The following is an 18,654-nucleotide window of genomic DNA, read 5'->3' as shown; positions in this document are numbered from 1 at the left end:
ATGATTGCATCAGCAGATATTACCGTTGAAGAATTGAAGGAGCGCCTGGCCAAAGGCGAAACTCCCGTTATTATAGATGTACGCGAAGATTGGGAGTACCAGGAAACGAATATACCCGGAGCACAGAACATTCCGTTGGGTACGCTGCCACAGCGCCTGGATGAGCTGGAGGACCTGAAGGGGGAGGAAGTGATTGTGCAATGCCGCTCCGGTGCCCGTTCCGCCTCTGCCAGAGCGTTCCTGCAGCAGCAGGGCTTCAGCAACGTGCGCAACCTGGTGGGAGGGATTTTGGCCTACAACGGCTAAGTATAACCTATAAAACAAAGTATAAAGGGAGCAGCCATCACAGCTGCTCCCTTTTTTATTTTAGGCAAAAGTATAGCTACTATACTTCATTGGCGGTTTATGTAGTGCTGTAAGACCAGTCAGAAGTATAAAAGCAGGTTCTCCCAACCTTTCTTCCTTAGTCTATGATAAACGGCGTAGGGGTGAAGCAGAGCAGGAAGATGATGAAAGCAAGTATACCCAGTGCCTTCCGAAGGGGCGTGAGCGGCCGCTCGTCGGGGCAGGAGGGGTGGAAAATGCCCATCACGCGGGAAAGCAAAAGGCCAAATACCAGCCAGCCGCTGTACCCGTCCGCCTCGGGAAATAAAAATGAGATGAGCACCTGTGCCACCAGTATCACGCCGGCCAGGTACAAGCTATACTTCAGGCGGGGCGTGGCAGGCTGCATCACAAAGACCAGGTACAGCAGGTAAAAGGGCCATATCCAGAAGTAGGACTCCAGCTCCGGGAAGAAATCCGAAAGGCTGTACTGCAGCAGCAGCATGGCGAGGGTGGCACCCAGGCCATAGTTGCGGTTGCCCAGCAGCTTGGTAAAAGCCCAGTAGGCAAACGGCGCAAACACCACCAGCAATTCTTCGTCCCACAGGGGCTCTGTGTGAGGCGATATCACTCCCAGGCCTGCGTAAAGTATAAACAGCGCAAAAAAGATAAGGGATATCTGGTTAAAGCGACGGTACCCGATAAGGCCGTAGAGCACGTGGCCGCCATCCAACTGGCCAATCGGGAGCAGGTTAAGCGCCGTAAAGAACAGCGCCAGGTAACCGGCAAACAGGAAAGGGTAATGTATAATCTCGTACTGGTTCGGCATCCGCGCCGGGTCAGCCACATACTCCTCGAAAAGTATAAACAGCAGGTTTTTGCCCAGGGAGAAATTGCCAAAGCCTTGCTGGTACACATGCTGGGCGTAATCCAGCCCAAACTGCTCATACTGCGGGTGGATGCTGAAAATATACTCCGGCTCCGGCAGGTGCGTGAAACCGTAAATCAGCAAAGGGATGGCCACCACAAAACCTGCCAGCGGACCCGCAATGCCCACATCGAAAAACTGACGCCGCGAGAAAATGCGCTCCTTTATCCGGATAAAAGCGCCCATGGTGCCGATGGAGGAGGTAATGCCAAACCAGAGCGGAATGTAGTATGGCAACGTAACAGCGATGCGGTAGTAGCGGGCCATAAAATAATGCCCGAACTCATGCACTGTCAGCACCCCCAGGAAGGGCAGCGAAAAGTATAAACCGCCCAAAAACTCCGCCCACGAAAGCGTGCCCGTCCAGCTGAACCCCTGAGGCCCCAGAAAGAACAGTTTGCCATACCGCCACTCTGCCCCCGCAATGGTGGTAGTTACCAGCGTGAGGCAAAACAGCAGCAGGTGTAGCCCGTATTGCCGCCGGTTAGACTGCCACATCGGCAAAGAACGCGTTGATGGTAAGCGGTGGCTGCAGGTGCAGCGTGTGCAGGCCTAGTTTGTTGGCGCTCTCAATATGCTGGATGCTGTCGTCGATGAACAGCGTATCTGCCTTCTGCAGGTTATTCTCGGCCAGGATTTGCTCAAAAATGGCGGCGTCCGGCTTGCGTTTGCCTACCAGGTGCGAGTAGTATGTTTTCTCAAACAGCGAGTCCAGGCTCGGGATGGTGAAGCTATGTGCCACAATCTGGTTGAAGCGCTGCAGGTGGATGTCGTTGGTGTTGCTCAGCAGGAAAATGCGGTACTTCTTACCCAGTTCCAGAAGCAAATCGATGCGCTCCTGCGGGATGTCGAGCAGCATCGCGTTCCAAGCTTCGTCAATCTCCTCGTCAGTGGCGTCTATGTGATACGCCTCGCGCAGGCCGTTGCGGAACTCCTCGTTGGAGCAGTTGCCGGTTTCCAGTAAATCGAACAGGTGCGACTGCTCTTTTTGGCTGTAGGCGATGTTGCAATTGGCTTTACAAAGTTTCTGCAGTTCCTCTATACTTTTGTTGTAGTCCAGGTTGATGATGACACCACCCAGGTCGAAAATGATATTATTGATTTGTGTCAGGTCCACGAAAAAAATAGTTGGTAGTATTTGAAATATTGAATGCAAATATGTAAAATTGCACTCCCAAATCAAAGGAAGCAATTCTATAGATGCGGAACGGGCCTATAGCTCATTCGGTTAGAGCAACTGACTCATAATCAGTAGGTGGCTGGTTCGATTCCAGCTGGGCCCACTGAAAACCAAGCACTTATAAGGTAAAACTTGTAAGTGCTTTTTTGTTTTCATGCATTCCTGGGGCGGTGCTGGTAACCTATCTCCAAATGAATGGCTTTTCCGGGAACAGAAGTGGTCAATTAGAAAACAAGACTATACTCGTGTCACAAAGCCCGCACAATGAGTTTCCCAAGTGACCATTTCAGCGTGACGGGGGTTAAAATTAAGTATAACTTCGTCTACACTGTCCATAAAAGGTGTATTTGCACCCGGTATTCACTGCAGAAATGTATAGCTAGGATCCCCTCAGTAAAGTATCAGTACTGTTTTGTCGGCAAGCTATCTGGATAAATTATTCCCGTTGCTCCAGGGACAGCTAACGGACATTAATAAGAAGGGTGCCTGCACCTATGGTGCAGGCACCCCCTCTCTGTATAGAAGTTAACGCAACAAATGGCTTATCGTGTGATCGCTCCGGGCTGCAAGACTCCTAATGTTCGGCTGCCACTGCCGTGCCGGGTGTTTTAATCACCGATCCGAAGAAAATAGCATTAAAGAACAGGCGGTTGGTGCCGTACCAGGTGCCGCGGAAGTTCGGGTTGTCCGAGAACAGGATCACGCGGCCCTGGCCCTGATCGCTGACCAGCAGCGCCGCTGAATTTTTGATCTTGTTCAGGTTGGCCTTCGACACATAGCCGCTCAGCCACGGCTCATTGGTATACTGTGCCACCGTGCTGTACGGGTTTTTGGCAGGCGCCAGGATGGTGGTGCTGTTACGGTAAACCGGAAGCCTGCGGTCCGTAAAGCCGAAACCCAGCGGGTGGGAGGTATCCAGGTCTACTTCGTAGATCGAGCCTCCTACTGATTTGGCTCCCTCTGTCGGGCGGGCATTGGCAAAATCGATGCGCGCAGCTTTGCTGGCCGTGTCTTGGGCAGGTATGATCTTGCCCTGTGCCAGCCCTTGTTTGATGGCCCACTCCGAAGCCGACTTGAAGGTGATCAGCGTGCCCCCATCCGCTACCCAGCGCTTGAGTTTTTCCACCGACGCTTTGTCGAGGCTGTTGTACACGCCGCTTACCAGCACGATGGTGTTGTAGCGGCGCAGGTTCAGGCGCGGAAAGGAAGCCAGATCCACTTTGGAGATAGGCATGTGGAGTTGCTCGTCGAGCAGGAACCATACTTCGCCGGCTTCATAGGCTGTTACACCCTGACCGGTGAGCAGCAGCGCCTCCGGCTTGCGCAGCGTCTGGATGTTGTTGCTGCCCAGGTCAATGCCGTTCACGCTCAGGCCGGTCTTCACGGATTCAAAGCTGATCTGCTTTAGCTGCGCGACTTCTGCTATCACTTTATACAAGGAATCGGACGAGATCTGTTGCGAAGCCACCGGTATGGTAACCGTGCCAGGCTGGTAGGCCTTAGGCCCGGAGGACGTGGAGGCTGTGAACGGTTTGAAGATTGTTTGCGTGATCACGCCTTTGTCCTGCAGCAGGTACAAGGCACCGGCCGCGTTGTAGTCTGCCCAATCCAGCAGGTACGCATAGTGGCTCTGTTCCGGCAAGGCCGGCGTCCGGGGGGGCAGTTCGGTAACGCGTTTGCCCAAAGCTCCCTTAGTCTTCAGGCCGGCGTGTGGCAGGTTATATGCCAGTGCCAGCGTCCAGGTCGATGCGTCGTAGAATACGCTGTCGTCAAACTCTTTTGTTTTGGCAAAGATCGACTCCACCAGGCGGTACTGGGGCTGTTCGGTTGGCACCACGTAGGCCTTGCCTTTCTCGAACTGCTGCCCGTTTATACGTTGTGATTTCTCCAACTCGTACACTTCGATGCGGTGGGCCAGCAGAAGCTCGGTAAACTTACGCAACCTTGTGGCGTCGTAGTTCTCCCCGTAGACGTATGCCCGCACCCCGTTCTTGCGTCCGTCAGTTAGGGCTGACTGGTAGAACTCGCGCTGGTGCCTGAGCAGCGTTTCACGGTTTTCGACGGCTGCTTTTACCGTGGCCAAACCAGTGGTCAGGTGGTTGCGGATGGTGAAGGCAAAGGTGAGCATGCCCAGGGAGTTCTCCTGCTTGTTGCCCCGGGAACTGGCCTGCTCAAACGTAATGCCTACCCCTCCCTGAAAATCCGGATAGGTAGAGCCGTAGCCTGGGTAAATGTTGTCGTACTGCTCCTTGGTAAAGTATAGCGAACCCAGCTCGTCCAGCGCCTCGGCATGGTACCTGGCCATCAGTACGTTCAGCCCGTCGTAGGTGCTGCGCGGGATCAGGCGGTTTTCCGAACTGTAGGGTTTGCTCGGCTCAAAGTAGTAAGTCGAGTTGGTGCCCATCTCGTGAAAATCGATGAACACATTGGGCAGCCACTTGTGGTAAAACTCCATGCGGTTGCGGCTTTCCACGTGCGCCAGCGGCAGCCAGTCGCGGTTCAGGTCGAACCAGTAGTGGTTGCCACGGCCGCCCGGCCAAACTTCGTTATGCTCCCGGTCGGCGGGGTCGCTTACGGCCGGGTTGCCCTGGTGCATGCTCACCCAGTTGGTGTGGCGGTCACGGCCATCGGGATTCTGGGCCGGTTCGATGAAAACCACTGATTCCTTCAGGTAGCGTTGGGTTTCCGGATCCTGGTTGGCCGTTAGGTAATAAGCTGTGAGCAGGGAAACTTCGGTGCTGGACGACTCATTGCCGTGCACGTTGTAGGCCAGGTGCACCAGCACCGGCATGTTGGTAAGGGCTGGCGCTGCCTTGGCCGGATTGGTTAGTTGCAGGTGCTCCTGGCGGATCTGCTCCAACTGGCCGTGGTTCTCCGGCGAAGTGATGGTGACAATCACCTGCGGGCGGTGCTCGTACGTATACCCGATGGTTTCGATGCGCACCTTATCGGACACCCGGTCTAGCTCCTGCAGGTAAGCCACCACGCGGTCATAGCGTGTTTGCCGCTCCCCAATGCCGTAGCCCAGGAATTGCTCCGGCGTAGGGATTTTCGGATCAAAGTTTTTGGTTTTGGGAAAGTAGTAGCTGTTCTGCGCCAGCAATGGCAGCGCAGCAAATCCCCATAAGAGGAGGGTGAAGAGAAGCCCTAAAGCAGGCCTCCGGGTGTTGGAATGCATGGCGATGTTAAAGTATGGATGAAAGAAAGACCAGGCGCAGATGCCTTGTCTGAATAAACAAGTTAAAAGGCTGGCTCTGGAGCAGGTAAGCGGGGAGGTAGCAGGCAGAAAGCCTGCAAACGCAACCAGACATTCCCTATCCCTTAAGACCAAAGTCCAGAGGGGGGCGGGCCGTGTCGGCCGGCAACTGCCAAAGCCAGAAGGTTACTTGCTACAACAGCAGGAAAGCGTGTAGGAGGTAATGCTCAGAAATGCGGTGAAGAAACTGGTGCGCCCCGGAAAGGAGCTGTAGACTGTTTGCATGATGTAAAACTTATAGTTCCCAAAAATTGGGCAGGACGTAGCACCTGGTTCATCAACTGGTTGCTAGAAGGTCATGGAGCCTGCTCTCTCGCTTCTTCGGTATAAATTCATTGCAAAGGTATGCCCGCGACATTCAGAATTGCAAATATTTTTTAGAGTTCTGTTTCACCAATAACATCTCATAGCAGTAATCGGATGTTCTTTACAACCGGAAACAAACAGGTAATTCGCCCGAAAAAGGAGGGAGGAGCTGCTTTTAAGTAGTTTTGTGTTTAAGCAAGGTGCCTTTCAGGATGTGTCTGCACCGTCTGATTTAATTTTAAAACGAAAATAATTTTGACAAAAAGCTTGCATCACTAAAAATCCTGCCCTTACATTTGCAGCATCTTTATCAAGATTTATAAAGAAGAGGGAAGAGAGCAGGCTCAGCGAACCTCTAGCAACCAGCAGTCATACTGAAAAGGTGCTAACTCCTGCCCAGTTTTGGGACATATAAATTGAACGCATGAACGCACAGCACACTAAACCAGCATTCTCGACAACCGTCTTATCATTTGAAGCAGCGCCCGCTGCCCTGATGTGTTGTTATAGCTGTTGTTGTTAAGCTCCAACCATTTCTCTGTTTACAGCTAAAAGCACCTGGCCGGTGCGGCAGCTTCTTTGTATTATTTTTTCAACCCCATTTTTTTAATCCTGTTTTGATCATGGGCAATGCTCTACCCCAGTTACCGCCGTGCCTTTATGCGCTGGCCTATGCTTTCCGGAGGTTCATTTCTTCCTCTTTCACGCCGGTTCACCAGCGAATGCGCATGTGCAGCTGTTGTCGCTAGCGCAGCAGTTGCACTAATCCCATAAACCCTTTTCTATAATTTGTCCTGACTGCAAACCTACCATTTGCAGCATGGGAATACTTTGTCCAAATATTAACGCTAAAATGCAAACATATACTATATCCAAACTCGTGCGGCTGCTGTTTTCGCTGGGTCTCTTGCTGGCTTTCAGTGGCAGTGCGCTGGCACAAAGCGCCCTAACACAGGGCACAGTGAAAGACGCCAAAACCGGCGAACCCCTGATCGGGGCCCGCGTGCAGATTAAAGGCACCGACAAAGGTACCGTAACCGGTGTGGACGGCAGCTTTAACCTGCCTGTTGAAAATGGCCAGACGCTCATCATTTCCAGCCTGGGCTATACTTTGAGGGAGGTAAAAGCAGATGGCCAGCCTATAACGATAGCCCTGCAGGAAGATACTAAAGCCCTGGAGGAAGTAGTGGTTGTGGGTTACGGCACACAGTCGCAGAAGGCTGTTTCCAGTGCCGTTACCTCGGTTAACCCACAGGAACTGAAAGGCATACCGGCTCCGTCGCCGGACCAGCTGTTGCAGGGAAAAGCGTCGGGGGTGCAGATTGCGGCCGCCAGCGGCACGCCAGGGGGAGGTATCTTCGTGCGTATCCGGGGCAATACCTCCATCAATGCCAGCAACGAGCCGCTCTACGTGGTCGACGGGGTGTTCATCAACAACCAGTCCCTTTCGGGCCTGAGCCTGGGCGGGCAAACGACCAACCCGCTGGCTGACCTGAACCCGGCAGACATCGAGAGCATCGAAATTCTGAAGGACGCGAACGCCACGGCGATTTATGGTGCCCGAGGCGCGAACGGCGTGGTGCTCATCACTACTAAGCGTGGCAAAACCAATGCCGGCACGCGCATCAATTTTCAGACTTATTTTGGCGTAGCGGAAGCGCCCAAGATCTATGAAACCGTGAACGCGCAGCAGGAAGCGGAGCTTATCAACGAAACGCACCTCAACGATGGGGGTAGCCTGTCCACCCTTCCCTTTCGCCCAAGAAGCGAAGGCGGCTTAGGTTTGCCGGAAGAGCAGACCACCTATTCCCGCATTCCGGATGTGTTCCAGACAGCAACTACGCAGAGCTACGACCTATCGGCTTCGGGCGGCGGCGAATCCAACCGCTTCTTTCTGGGCGGGGGGTACTTCAAGCAGGAAGGCATTGTGAAGCCGGCTGAGTTCGAGCGTTTCAGTGGCCGGTTCAACTACGACCACCTGGTAAACAAGCGCCTGACCATTGGTACCAGCACCTCTATTTCGTACAGCAAGCGCAACCAGAGCCGCAACGACGACAGCGCCCAGGGCGTGATTAACTCAGCTTTGTACGTGCCTACCTACCTGCCAGTGTTTAACGAGGATGGCAGCTACGCCCGTCACTCAATCTTCGACAACCACCTGGCCCTGATCGAGAACCTTAACATACAGGGCGAAAGCAGCCGCCTTATCTCCAACCTCTACGGCGAGTATGAGATCCTGGACGGGCTGACCCTTAAATCGAACTGGAGCATCGACTACAATGCATATGCCGACAAAGTATACAACAACACGCAGATCAGCGTGGGTCTGCCGGCGGGTAATGCCAGCCGCAGCGAAAGCAAGCTGGTAACGCTCATCAACGAGCAGCTGCTTACCTACAACAAACGCTTCGGCAACGACCACTTCCTGAACGTGATCTTGGGTAATACGGTGCAGCAGACCAAGTACAACTTCCTCTCGCTGACTGGCCGCAATTTCCCAAGCGACAACTTCCAGGAGATAGCCTCTTCTTCTTTGCAGACGGCTTCGACCAACTCCAGCCAGAACGGGTTGATATCGTTCTTCTCCCGCGCTGGCTATACTTTCAAGGACAGGTACAGCATCGACGGCAGCGTGCGTGCCGACGCCTCTTCCCGCTTCGGGGCCTCTAACAGATGGGGTGTGTTCCCGTCGCTGGGTGCTTCCTGGATTATTTCCGAAGAAGCCTTTGCCCGGGACCTGCCTTTTGATTTGATCAAGCTGCGTGCTAATATTGGTGTGACGGGTAACCAGAACGGCATCAACGACTTTGCTTCGCTTGGGCTGTGGAGAGCGGGCCGCAATTACGAAGGCCTGCCGGGCATCAGCCACCAGCAACTAGCCAACCCGGACCTGAAGTGGGAAACCACGCGTCAGTGGAATATCGGCCTGGACCTGGGGCTGTTGCAAAACCGCCTGAGAGTGGAGGCCAACTACTATAACAAGTATACCAAGGACCTGCTGCTGGAAGTACCGGTGGCCGCGAAAACCGGCTTTAGCAGCGTGTTCGAGAACCTGGGCGAGATCAGCAACAAAGGTGTAGAGCTCAACATCTCCACCACCAACATCGAACGTGAGGACCTCACCTGGACCACCAGCCTGAACATTGCCCGCAACGTGAACAAGATTGAAAAGCTCCCGATCCCGATCAACCAGCACTCCCGCGATTGGGTCCGGATGGAAGAAGGCGGCTCGGTGTATGATTTCTGGGTGTACAAGCAGCTGTACGTAGACCCACAGACCGGCGACGCCGTGTATGACGACGTGGACCAGAACGGTAGTATTACGGTGGCTGACCGCCAGATTGTGGCCAACGCCTCCCCTGACTTCTTTGGTGGCCTGAACAACACGGTACGTTACAAGAATTTCGATCTGGGTGCCTTGATCTATGGAGAGTATGGCAACGAGATCCTGAACCTGAACCGCTACTTTATGGAGCACGGCGGCACACGTAACGGCTCCATCTCTTACCTGCCAGGCCAGTTGAACCGCTGGCAGCAGCCGGGCGACGTGACCAACATGCCACGCCTGACTAAAAAAGGCAACAACTATACTTTGCCCAGCAGCCGCTTTATCGAGGATGGCTCGTTCCTGCGCCTGCGCTCGGTAACGCTAGGTTACACTGTGCCTTCGGCCGCCCTGAGCAAGTATAAAATCTCCAGCCTGCGCGTGTATGTCTCGGGCACTAACCTCTGGACCCTAACCAACTACAGCGGCTTGGATCCGGAAGTGAACGTAGCCGGCAACAATCAGAACGTGCGCGGCATCGACCACGCCGTCGTACCGCAGCCCCGCTCGTTCCAGGCAGGTTTAAATGTTAGTTTCTAATCAGCAATCATCATGAAGAAAATATTGACCAACTATAAAGTACTCGCGCTGGCCCTGCTGGTATCCCTCTCGGGCTGCGACAACATCCTGGAGCCAGAACCGCGTCTCGACGTTTCCACAGCCCAGGCCATCACCGACAAACGCAGCGCTGAAGCGGCCCTGTTAGGTGCCTATAGCGAACTGCAGAGCAACAATTACTACGGCTTCGAGTACCCAGCCTTGGCGTATCTGTCTGCCGACGAAGTGGACTGGTCCGGCTCCTACAACTTTTACCAGCAGTTTGATTTGAACGCCATTCCGGCTGAGAACAGCTCCATCAAATCGGTGTGGAGCCAGATCTACCGGGTGATCAATGTGTCGAACAACCTCATCGGCAAAGTTCCTGCTATCGAGGACCGCAACCTGACTGAGGCGCAGCGCCAGAAGATCCTGGGGGAGGCATATTTCCTGCGGGCCCTTTCTTACTTCGACCTGGGCCGCGCCTGGGGCGGGGTGCCGCTCGTGCTCAAGCCAACTATTGACAAGAACAGCGGTGCGGGCATCAAGCGCGCTACCCTGCAGCAAACCTACGAGCAGGTGCTGGCTGACCTGGATCAGGCAGAATCCTTCCTGCCTTCGCTTACCTCCCGTGCCAGGGCATCAAAGGAAGCAGTTTGGGCGTTGAAGGCCAGGTTATACTTGTACCAGCAGAACTGGGCGAAAGCCGAGGAGTATAGCACGCTCGTGATCAGCAGCGGCAAGGCCAGCCTGGTGAAACCTTACAGCGCGTTTTACACCGGTAAGCTTACCGAAGAGAGCATCCTGGAACTGGTGTACGACAACTCTGACCGGAACTCGCACGCCAACTACTGGCTGCCCAGCAGCAAAGGCGGTCGCTACGAGTGGAAGCCTTCGGCAGGTATCATTGAGGATCTACGAAACCCACAGGTAGGTGGCTCACGAGGCGCTGTTTTGGGTTCGCAGGTAGACAATGGCAAGGAGACTGTGTACGGGCAGAAGTATAGCAAGATTGCCACTGGCGAGGACGGTGCCTTTGTACTGCGCCTTGCTGAGCAGTACCTCATCCGGGCTGAGGCCAGGCTGAAGCAAAACAACTTGCTGGCCGGCCTGTCGGACCTGAACGAAGTGCGCAAAAGAGCCGACCTTACCCCGCTGGTTCTAGCTGATCTGAGTGCCGCCCTGCTGGCCGTGGAACAGGAGCGGGAAGTAGAGCTGGCCTTTGAGGGCCACCGCTGGTTTGACCTGATACGGACTGGCAGGGCCGAAACAGTGTTAGGTATCAGTGACCAGAACAAATTCCTGTTCCCGATTCCTAACAGCGAAATTCTGGCGGACCCGGATCTGGGACCGGAAGACCAGAACCCGGGTTACTGATTCAACCTAAAAGGACTGACCGTCTGATATGAGGCGGCAGGCAGTAAAATGTAAGGGCGGATACGAGCCCTGCTGCGTGGCATCTGTGGATGCTGGATTAGCAATTCTCTACCTAATTAAGGGGAAAGCTACTCCAGCATCCATTGCCAGTTTTAAAGGGGTTCAGGTACAACTGGTCAGGAGCTGCAGGGTTTTAAAACCATGTCCCAAAGGAGGAATCCCGGCTAAAGCGGAATCAACACATCCGGTCAGGGCAAGCTTTGATTTTCAAAACAAGGCTGATGTCCAGCAGCTCTCCTCCTTGCTTGATTTTCCTGGTCAGCTGCAGGTCGGCCTGTCTGGGTTTTAGGTTTCCGGAGGGGTGGTTGTGGGAGAGGATGATGCCGGAGGCGCAGGCCTTGAGGACGGCCACGAAGACGAGCTTGGGGTCTGAGACGGTGCCGGCCACGCCGCCGGTGGAGAGCTCATAGACGCCCAGCACGCGGTTGGCCCGGTTCAAGAGCAGCACCTTGAACTGCTCCATAAAGTCTTGTTTGCTTTTGTCCTAACTCTCTTTGAACACCTTATAGGAGTCGGCCGAGCAGGTGACCTGCGGTCTTTAGCCTGGCTTTACCTTATTGCGGTAGGAGAGCTTGACTTCGGCTACTCTGGGGAGGGCGGAGGTTGTAATGGTCTTTTCCATAATCATCTGGTTTTTAGAGTAAGGGAATTGATTATGGGGCCTACTTTTGCGCCAACAACCATGACCATGGGCTTTTGCATTGGGGTGAACTTAGGATGCTGCGTTCCGCTCCCTGATTTGCCAGAGTCGAGGGTATCTGTTTTGGAAGCAACGAGTTATACTTTACCTGTACCAATGGCGGAGAACTGTACGGTCAGACATGCTAAGTTTTCCAAATAATACCTGAGGGAAAAGGAACATGCGCTGCTACTAGTAGTATCGCGTGTTCCTTTTTGGGCTGTCTTCAGGGGTTAACTGGCTGGCATCCCAAGTTCTTAGGCTACATACATTAGGGGTACTGCTATTGGAATGGTTACCATTGTTTCTACCCGAACATACCGCGTGCTAAACAGAGCAGTGCTGCACATTGATTTAACAGAAACTTAACCCACGCGCTCCTTAAATGTTGGTTCCTTTGTGCAGGATTAAATGTTACCAACGTGATGACTTCTGAAAGTAACAACCGGTTAAGCATAAGGCCCACCCCAGATGAAGCCGCGTTTGAGAAGCTATTTGACGAGTACCATCAAAAAGTATACTTCTACTTCCTAAAGCAGACGCGCTCCGAGTTTATGGCCGAGGAGCTCGTGCAGCTGACCTTCATCAAACTTTGGAGACACCTGGATCGACTTTCCGAAGAAGTGCCCCTCTCTTCTCAGATATTCCGGATAGCCCGCACCACGCTCATTGACACGCTGCGGAAAAAGGCAACAGAGCGCGAGGCCCTCCAGCACGCGGATCTTCCCGGAGAGCATGCCTTTACAGAAAACACCGTTTACGCCCATTACCTGCAGGAAGAAATACGCTTGGCAGTAGAAAAACTTCCACCCGTCCGCAAGAGGGTTTTCCAGCTCAGCCGTCTCCAGGGCCTCTCGTACCAGGACATTGCCCGGGAGCTTTCCATCTCCACCAGGACTGTGGAGGACCACCTCTCCAAAGCTACCAAGCATTTGAAGTTGCTGCTAAAGCATAGTCATGTGCTGCTGTGGACTTGGCTCGGCTTATGTTAAATAATTGTTTCCAGCAAGGGATAGGCTGCTGAGAATCGTATTCAAGGTGTACGGATACTAAAATGGACCCACGTCAGATAGAGCGATTTCTGCAAAACAATGCCAGTGCCAGTGAAGCCAGAGTTGTCGCCCGGTATCTGCTGGAAAACCCGGTGGCGCTCGAGGAGCACCTGCCGGAGTCAGCGTGGGAGCAATCCAACAGCAGGCTGTGGCTAAAGGAGAAAGTGTCGCGCAGGATGCTGCGGCACATAAAGCGCGAAGCCGGGATGAAGGGCAGAAAGTATGGAAACCTGTATAAGGCTGCCGTTGCTGCTTCACTCGTGCTGGGTCTTTTCCTGGTTGGGCAGCTTTACCTGGGCCGCAAGAATGCTGAGGCTCCCGTATCGGTATCACCTGCCATAACAATGGATGTATTTGATGTAAAAACGAATCATTCATTACAGCCGCAAGCTATCGTACTGGAGGACGGATCGGAAGTAGAGCTGATGCCGGGGGCAGAAATCACCTATCCACAGCCTTTTCTGCAGGAGGACCGGCGCACGATCTACCTTAAAGGGGAGGCCGTGTTTAAGGTAGCCAAAGATAGCCAGCGGCCATTTACCGTGGAGGCAGGCGGGCTGGCAACCACCGCCCTCGGTACTTCATTCAGGGTAAAGGCACCTGGCGGCGGCAAACCGGTGCAGGTGCAGCTCTATACCGGAAAAGTATTGGTAAAGCCAGCATCCGAAGCGCTTCAGCAGAAGGTAAAGGAAGTATACCTGAACCCAGGCCAGCAGCTTGACTTAGATAAAGGAAACCCGGAAGTGCGGGTCAGCAACATAATCGCCAGGAAAGAGCGGTCTGAAAGGAAACCTGTCCGGCCTTTTGTTGAAGAGGGCAGCATGACCGTTGATGGGGACATGATTGAGTTCAGCAAACGCCCCTTGCCTGTAGTGCTCGACGAGCTTTCCAAAGTATACGGGCGCGACATCCGGTACAGGCAGCCCGATATAGCCAGGATCAGTTTTACAGGCAAAATAAGCACCACCGATTCGCTGGATCAGGTGCTGCAGACCATCGCTGTCCTCAATGACCTAAAAATGAAGAAAGAGCAGGACAGCTACCACATAAGGAAATAACCAAATACATAGAAACTGCTCCGTCTGCTGACGGATGAAACGTCATTGTAATATGACGTAAGGGGGAAACTTTATCCAAACACATACATTATGACACTTAAGTTTATCAGGAAGTGCCGGCCGATATGGCCGAAAGTTCTTTTGTTTTTCATGCTGGCAGTCCTGTACGGGCATAGTGGTTACGGCCAAAGTGCACCGGAGCAGGTCGTAGGGGTGGTGCAGGACGGTAACGGCGACGCTCTCATCGGTGTATCGGTGCTGGCCAAAAACGAAAGCACGGGCCATACCAACGGTACCACGACCGACGCAGAAGGTATGTTCTCGTTCAACCGGCTGCCGCTTGGCGGCCCGTACACCTTCACATTTCGATACATCGGTTTCGAACCTCATGTGCTGACCGGTTACACCATAAAGGAAGGGGAGAAAGTATCCCTGATGGTGAAGCTGAAAACAGCCGAGTCGAAGCTGAACGAGGTGGTGGTGATCGGTTACGGGCAGAACACGCGCCGCAACATCACCACAGCTATCTCCAGCGTGGACCCGACGGATGTAGCCGACCGCAATGTGCCCAGTGCCAACCAGCTGCTGCAGGGCCAGGTAGCGGGGGTTAACCTGACAGTCAGCAACGGCACGCCCGGTGGTGCTTCGCGCGTGAATATCAGGGGGGTGAGCTCGATCAACGGGGACAACGAACCGCTGTATGTGGTGGACGGCATTCCGCTCTCCAAAGCGCGGGCCAGCTACAACTACACCGGCGAGTTTATCCAGGACCCGCTCTCACTGATTAACCCTTCCGACATCGAGTCCATCGAAGTCCTGAAGGATGCCGCGTCGGCCGCCATTTACGGTAGCCGCGCAGCCAATGGCGTAATTCTGATCACAACCAAACAGGGCCGCAAAGGCGAGCCGAAAATCAGTGTTTCCCAGGTGTCGGGTATCCAGATGATGCCTAAAAAGCTGAACCTGCTTAACCCGCAGGAGTACATCAGCCTGCAGCAGGAGGCCGTGGATAACTACAACCGCGATATGAACCTGAGCCCGGGCAAGAGCGGCTACATCGACATCGGTAAAGTGTTGGGTAACGTTCCTGCTGATCCGTACGATGTGAACTGGCAGGATTTGATCATCAACGAGGGCGCGGCAACGCACCAGACGGATTTCTCGTTCAGCGGTTCCAGCAACACGGTGAAATACTATACCTCCGTTGGCTATCAGAATCTGGAGGGGCTATTGAAGAACAGTGCCCTGGAGCGTTACTCCTTGCGGACCAACCTGGATTTTACCCCGAACAAAGTCCTAAATTTCGGCCTGCGTTTTGGCGGTAACTACACCAACAGCTCCTCAGCGCCCAATGGTGATCAGGGTACGGCGCTTTTCCAGCGCTCGCTCGAGCAGCGCCCCTACGACCGTATTTACAAAGACGACGGTACGTTTAACATCGGCGGTAAGGACATCCTGCGCCACAACGGCGTGCAGGTGCTGGAGAATGACCAGATCGAGGACAAGAACTACCAGGCGCTCATCAACCTGTACGGCAACGTCAACTTCCTCAAGTACTTTACCTGGCACACAGCCTACAATGCCGAGCTTCGATTTGGCCGTGGTTTCAGGCACCAGACCCGCCTGCACCCTTACGCATCAGGAAAGGGCCTGACGATTGACATTCGCAACAACCGCCTGTCCCAGAACATTGACAATACGCTGACTTTCTTCAAGAACTGGGGCGATCTGAACACGGAAGCCATGGTGGGCTATACGTACTATCAGGATGCCTATGACTTTAACCATGCCCAGGGCACGGAGTTTCCGTCGGATGATTTCAGGCACATCACCTCAGCCACGGTCACAACGGCAATCGGAGACGCCAACAAATATGCCATGGAGTCTTACCTCGGGCGGGTGCAACTGGATTACAAAGGCCGCTATTTCCTCTCGTCCTCGCTGCGCTACGACGGTTCCTCCAAGTTCCACAAGGACAACCGTTACGCCTATTTCCCTTCCGTGTCGGCAGGCTGGGTATTTACGAGCGAAAACTTCTTCCCAACCGCAGAATGGCTGGAGTTTGGTAAGCTGCGCGCCAGCTGGGGCAAGACCGGCAACCAGGACGGCATCGGCATTTACAGCTATATGCCACTGGCTTCCGGTGGTTACAACTACGGGGCCGAAACGGGACTGTCAGTTACCTCGCTGGGTAACCTGGACCTGAAATGGGAGACTACCAGGCAGACGAACTACGGCCTGGATCTTTCGTTCCTGAACGGCCGTCTGGCGCTTACTTACGACTACTTTATTAAAAAGACCGACGACCTGCTGTACAACGTGCCGACGCTGGCTACCAGCGGTTTTACGCACCGTACCACCAACATTGGCTCCATGGAAAACAAAGGGCATGAATTTACCCTTACCAGTGTTAACATGGAGAAGGATCGCTTCCGCTGGAGCACCAGCCTTAACATGGCTTCCATCCGAAACAAAGTGACCAGCCTGATCGGGGACGAACCGATTCAGGTAGGGGGCTGGAACGCCATCATTCCGGGCCAGCCGCTGGGCGTTTTCTATGGCTATAAGCAGCTTGGGCTGTACCAGACATTAGAGGAAATTCCAGAGGCCCTGCAGAAGCAGGGGGTACGTCCGGGCGACATGATCTTTGAAGATCTGGACGGCAACAACCTGATCAACTCAGCCGACCTGTCGGTTATCGGCAGCGCACAGCCAGACCTGTACGGAGGCCTGACCAACAACGTGGAGATCGGCAACTTCGATATCTCGCTCTTTGCCACCTTCTCCCTCGGAAATGAGATCGCTGCTGCCTGGCGCTCGGGCCTGGACCACATGGGAGGCCGAGACTACAACCAGGTGAGAGATACATACGAGGACCGCTGGACCGGGCCGGGCACCAGCAACGATGTGCCGCGTGCCTCCAAGAGTGCCTATAACCTGAAAAACAGCAGCTACTTTGTGGAGGACGCATCCTACCTGCGCATCAAGAACCTGACCATAGGTTACAAGCTGCCCTCTTCCATGCTGAAGAAGCTGGCCATACAGCAGGCACGGGTATACCTGTCCGGCACCAACCTACTTACCTTCACCGGTTACAGCGGCTACGATCCGGAGGCTTCCAGCTCGCTCGACGCCCGCTCCTTTGGAATCGACAACCTGGTGACGCCACAGCCACGCGCCTTTATGGCAGGGATCAATGTAAGTTTCTAATTTTAAACAGTGTATAACATGTTTCGAACATATAGACTAGCAGCATTAAGCATGGCCCTGGGGGCAAGCGTCCTTTTCTCCTCGTGCAGCAAAGAACTGGATGTAACGCCTGAGAGCGCCGTGTCGCCTGATCAGATCAACGAGAGCAATGTCGGCTTTTTCCTCAATGGCCTGTACCGCGCCGCTACCCCGGAGCGGGACAACTACCTCATCAACGACATCCGGGGTGGCAACTATACCTGGACCCCGCTTTCCGGTAACAACAGCGCCTACGGCCGCCTGATCACCGGTAACGGGGTAGACGACGGACTGAGCTATTCTTCGTCATTGTGGAAAAACACGTACAGGAGCATTTACAGCGCCAACAACGTGATAGAGGCCTGTGATAAACTGGGAGCGGAGGGAAGCGTGAAGGTGGTAAAGGCAGAAGCGAGCTATCTCAGGGCTTACCTGTACTACCAGCTGGTAACCGCCTTTGGTGGCGTGCCGGTCATCGTGGAAAACACCACGGAGAACCTGCCGCGCAACACCGCCGACCAGGTGTGGGATCAGATCATCAAAGACCTGGATTTTGCCATCGCCGAGGCCAAACCGCTGCAGGAAGCCACGAACAAGCGCGTGTCCAAAGAAGCGGCTACGGCGTTGAAGGCACGCGTATTGCTGGCCCGCGGCAACAAGGCGGAGGCGGCCCAGCTGGCACAGTCTCTTATACAGAGCAGTGGTTTGAGTCTGACGGCTGATTACGGAAGTATCTTCCGCAGCACAGCTGCTTCGCGCGAGGTGCTCTTTGCTTTCTCCAACCTTAAGACAGAGACCAACCTGCGCTTCTCCAGTTTGTTCTGGCCGTACGGCACGACCTGGGCTGGCTCATACTTTGTGCAGCCCTCCACGGAGGTGCTGGAGTCGCTCTACACCCCGGACGACGTGCGCGGTGCGGTGAACATTGACACCATTTACAATGCTGACAAAACCTATAACGTGATCGTGAGCAAGTACTGGGATGTGCAGCCGGTGATTGTGAGCCGCCTGTCGGAAATGTACCTGATCAGTGCAGAGGGACTGCCGGTGGATCAGGGCATTACTTACCTGAACGAGCTCCGCCGGATCAGAGGCGTGGAGGCATTCGAGGCAACTGATTTCGCCACGCCGGAAGCTTACCTGAACGCGGTCCTGGAAGAGCGCAGAAGAGAACTCTTCAGCGAAGGCTTCCTGTTTTTTGACTTGGTGCGCACCGGTAAGGCGGTGGAGCTGCCCAACATTCAAAATACCAGCCAGTACGTGCTGCCCATCCCCGGCGACCAAATCAACCTGTCGAACGGTATGCTGACGCAAAATGAAGGCTATTAGTGACGGTTGTAAAGA

Annotated in this window: 11 protein-coding genes, 1 tRNA gene and 2 riboswitches; of the genes, 8 read left to right on the top strand and 4 right to left on the bottom strand. The window is 54.1% G+C overall.

Going from position 1 to position 18,654, the window contains the following annotated elements; all coding sequences use genetic code 11:
- On the top strand, positions 1–306 hold the full coding sequence (locus C8N40_RS11865; RefSeq protein WP_108211973.1) for a rhodanese-like domain-containing protein: 306 nt from the start codon (positions 1–3) through the stop codon (positions 304–306).
- A 157-nt stretch (positions 307–463) separates the two neighbouring features.
- Here C8N40_RS11865 and C8N40_RS11860 read toward each other — a convergent pair whose 3' ends face one another.
- Both C8N40_RS11860 and C8N40_RS11855 read right to left on the bottom strand, forming a co-directional pair.
- Positions 464–1,750 carry a site-2 protease family protein gene (locus tag C8N40_RS11860; RefSeq protein WP_108211972.1) on the bottom strand — a complete coding sequence of 429 codons (1,287 nt, stop codon included), beginning with the start codon at positions 1,748–1,750 and terminating at the stop codon, positions 464–466.
- Positions 1,737–2,369 (bottom strand): HAD family hydrolase, encoded by a 633-nt coding sequence (locus C8N40_RS11855; RefSeq protein ID WP_108211971.1) that lies wholly within the window; start codon positions 2,367–2,369, stop codon positions 1,737–1,739. Before C8N40_RS11855 ends, C8N40_RS11860 begins: the two co-directional genes overlap by 14 nt.
- Before the next feature lie 92 nt (positions 2,370–2,461).
- Here C8N40_RS11855 and C8N40_RS11850 point away from each other — a divergent pair.
- Positions 2,462–2,535, top strand: a tRNA-Ile gene (locus C8N40_RS11850).
- 471 nt (positions 2,536–3,006) lie between these two features.
- Here the strand turns inward: C8N40_RS11850 and C8N40_RS11845 are convergent.
- Positions 3,007–5,610, bottom strand: coding sequence for a M14 metallopeptidase family protein (locus C8N40_RS11845; protein WP_108211970.1), 2,604 nt, complete (start codon positions 5,608–5,610; stop codon positions 3,007–3,009).
- Positions 5,611–5,920: 310 nt separating this feature from the next.
- Positions 5,921–6,021, bottom strand: a riboswitch (SAM riboswitch).
- Between the two features lie 287 nt (positions 6,022–6,308).
- Positions 6,309–6,412: riboswitch (SAM riboswitch) on the top strand.
- A gap of 435 nt (positions 6,413–6,847) precedes the next feature.
- Between C8N40_RS11845 and C8N40_RS11835 the strand changes: the two genes are divergently transcribed.
- Positions 6,848–9,859 (top strand): SusC/RagA family TonB-linked outer membrane protein, encoded by a 3,012-nt coding sequence (locus C8N40_RS11835; protein WP_108211968.1) that lies wholly within the window; start codon positions 6,848–6,850, stop codon positions 9,857–9,859.
- 12 nt (positions 9,860–9,871) lie between these two features.
- Entirely contained in the window at positions 9,872–11,233 is a 1,362-nt protein-coding gene (locus tag C8N40_RS11830) for a RagB/SusD family nutrient uptake outer membrane protein (RefSeq protein WP_108211967.1), read from the top strand.
- A 235-nt stretch (positions 11,234–11,468) separates the two neighbouring features.
- Here the strand turns inward: C8N40_RS11830 and C8N40_RS23115 are convergent, their stop codons facing one another.
- Positions 11,469–11,756 carry a JAB domain-containing protein gene (locus C8N40_RS23115; RefSeq protein ID WP_281259517.1) on the bottom strand — a complete coding sequence of 96 codons (288 nt, stop codon included), beginning with the start codon at positions 11,754–11,756 and terminating at the stop codon, positions 11,469–11,471.
- Positions 11,757–12,397: 641 nt separating this feature from the next.
- Here C8N40_RS23115 and C8N40_RS11820 point away from each other — a divergent pair.
- From C8N40_RS11820 to C8N40_RS11805, 4 genes are all read left to right on the top strand, one after another.
- The gene (locus C8N40_RS11820; RefSeq protein WP_108211966.1) at positions 12,398–12,964 is read left to right on the top strand and encodes an RNA polymerase sigma factor; all 567 of its coding nucleotides are present in this window, start codon (positions 12,398–12,400) and stop codon (positions 12,962–12,964) included.
- 62 nt (positions 12,965–13,026) lie between these two features.
- Positions 13,027–14,082, top strand: coding sequence for a FecR family protein (locus C8N40_RS11815; protein ID WP_108211965.1), 1,056 nt, complete (start codon positions 13,027–13,029; stop codon positions 14,080–14,082).
- Positions 14,083–14,232: 150 nt separating this feature from the next.
- Entirely contained in the window at positions 14,233–17,292 is a 3,060-nt protein-coding gene (locus tag C8N40_RS11810) for a SusC/RagA family TonB-linked outer membrane protein (protein WP_170114087.1), read from the top strand.
- Between the two features lie 18 nt (positions 17,293–17,310).
- Positions 17,311–18,639: a RagB/SusD family nutrient uptake outer membrane protein gene (locus C8N40_RS11805; protein WP_108211963.1), complete on the top strand. Its 1,329-nt coding sequence runs from the start codon at positions 17,311–17,313 to the stop codon at positions 18,637–18,639.
- The last annotated feature ends 15 nt before the right edge of the window (positions 18,640–18,654 follow it).

The sequence above is a fragment of the Pontibacter mucosus genome (assembly GCF_003054055.1).
Taxonomy (GTDB): Bacteria; Bacteroidota; Bacteroidia; order Cytophagales; family Hymenobacteraceae; genus Pontibacter; species Pontibacter mucosus.
This window is presented reverse-complemented; position numbering and strand designations above follow the sequence as displayed.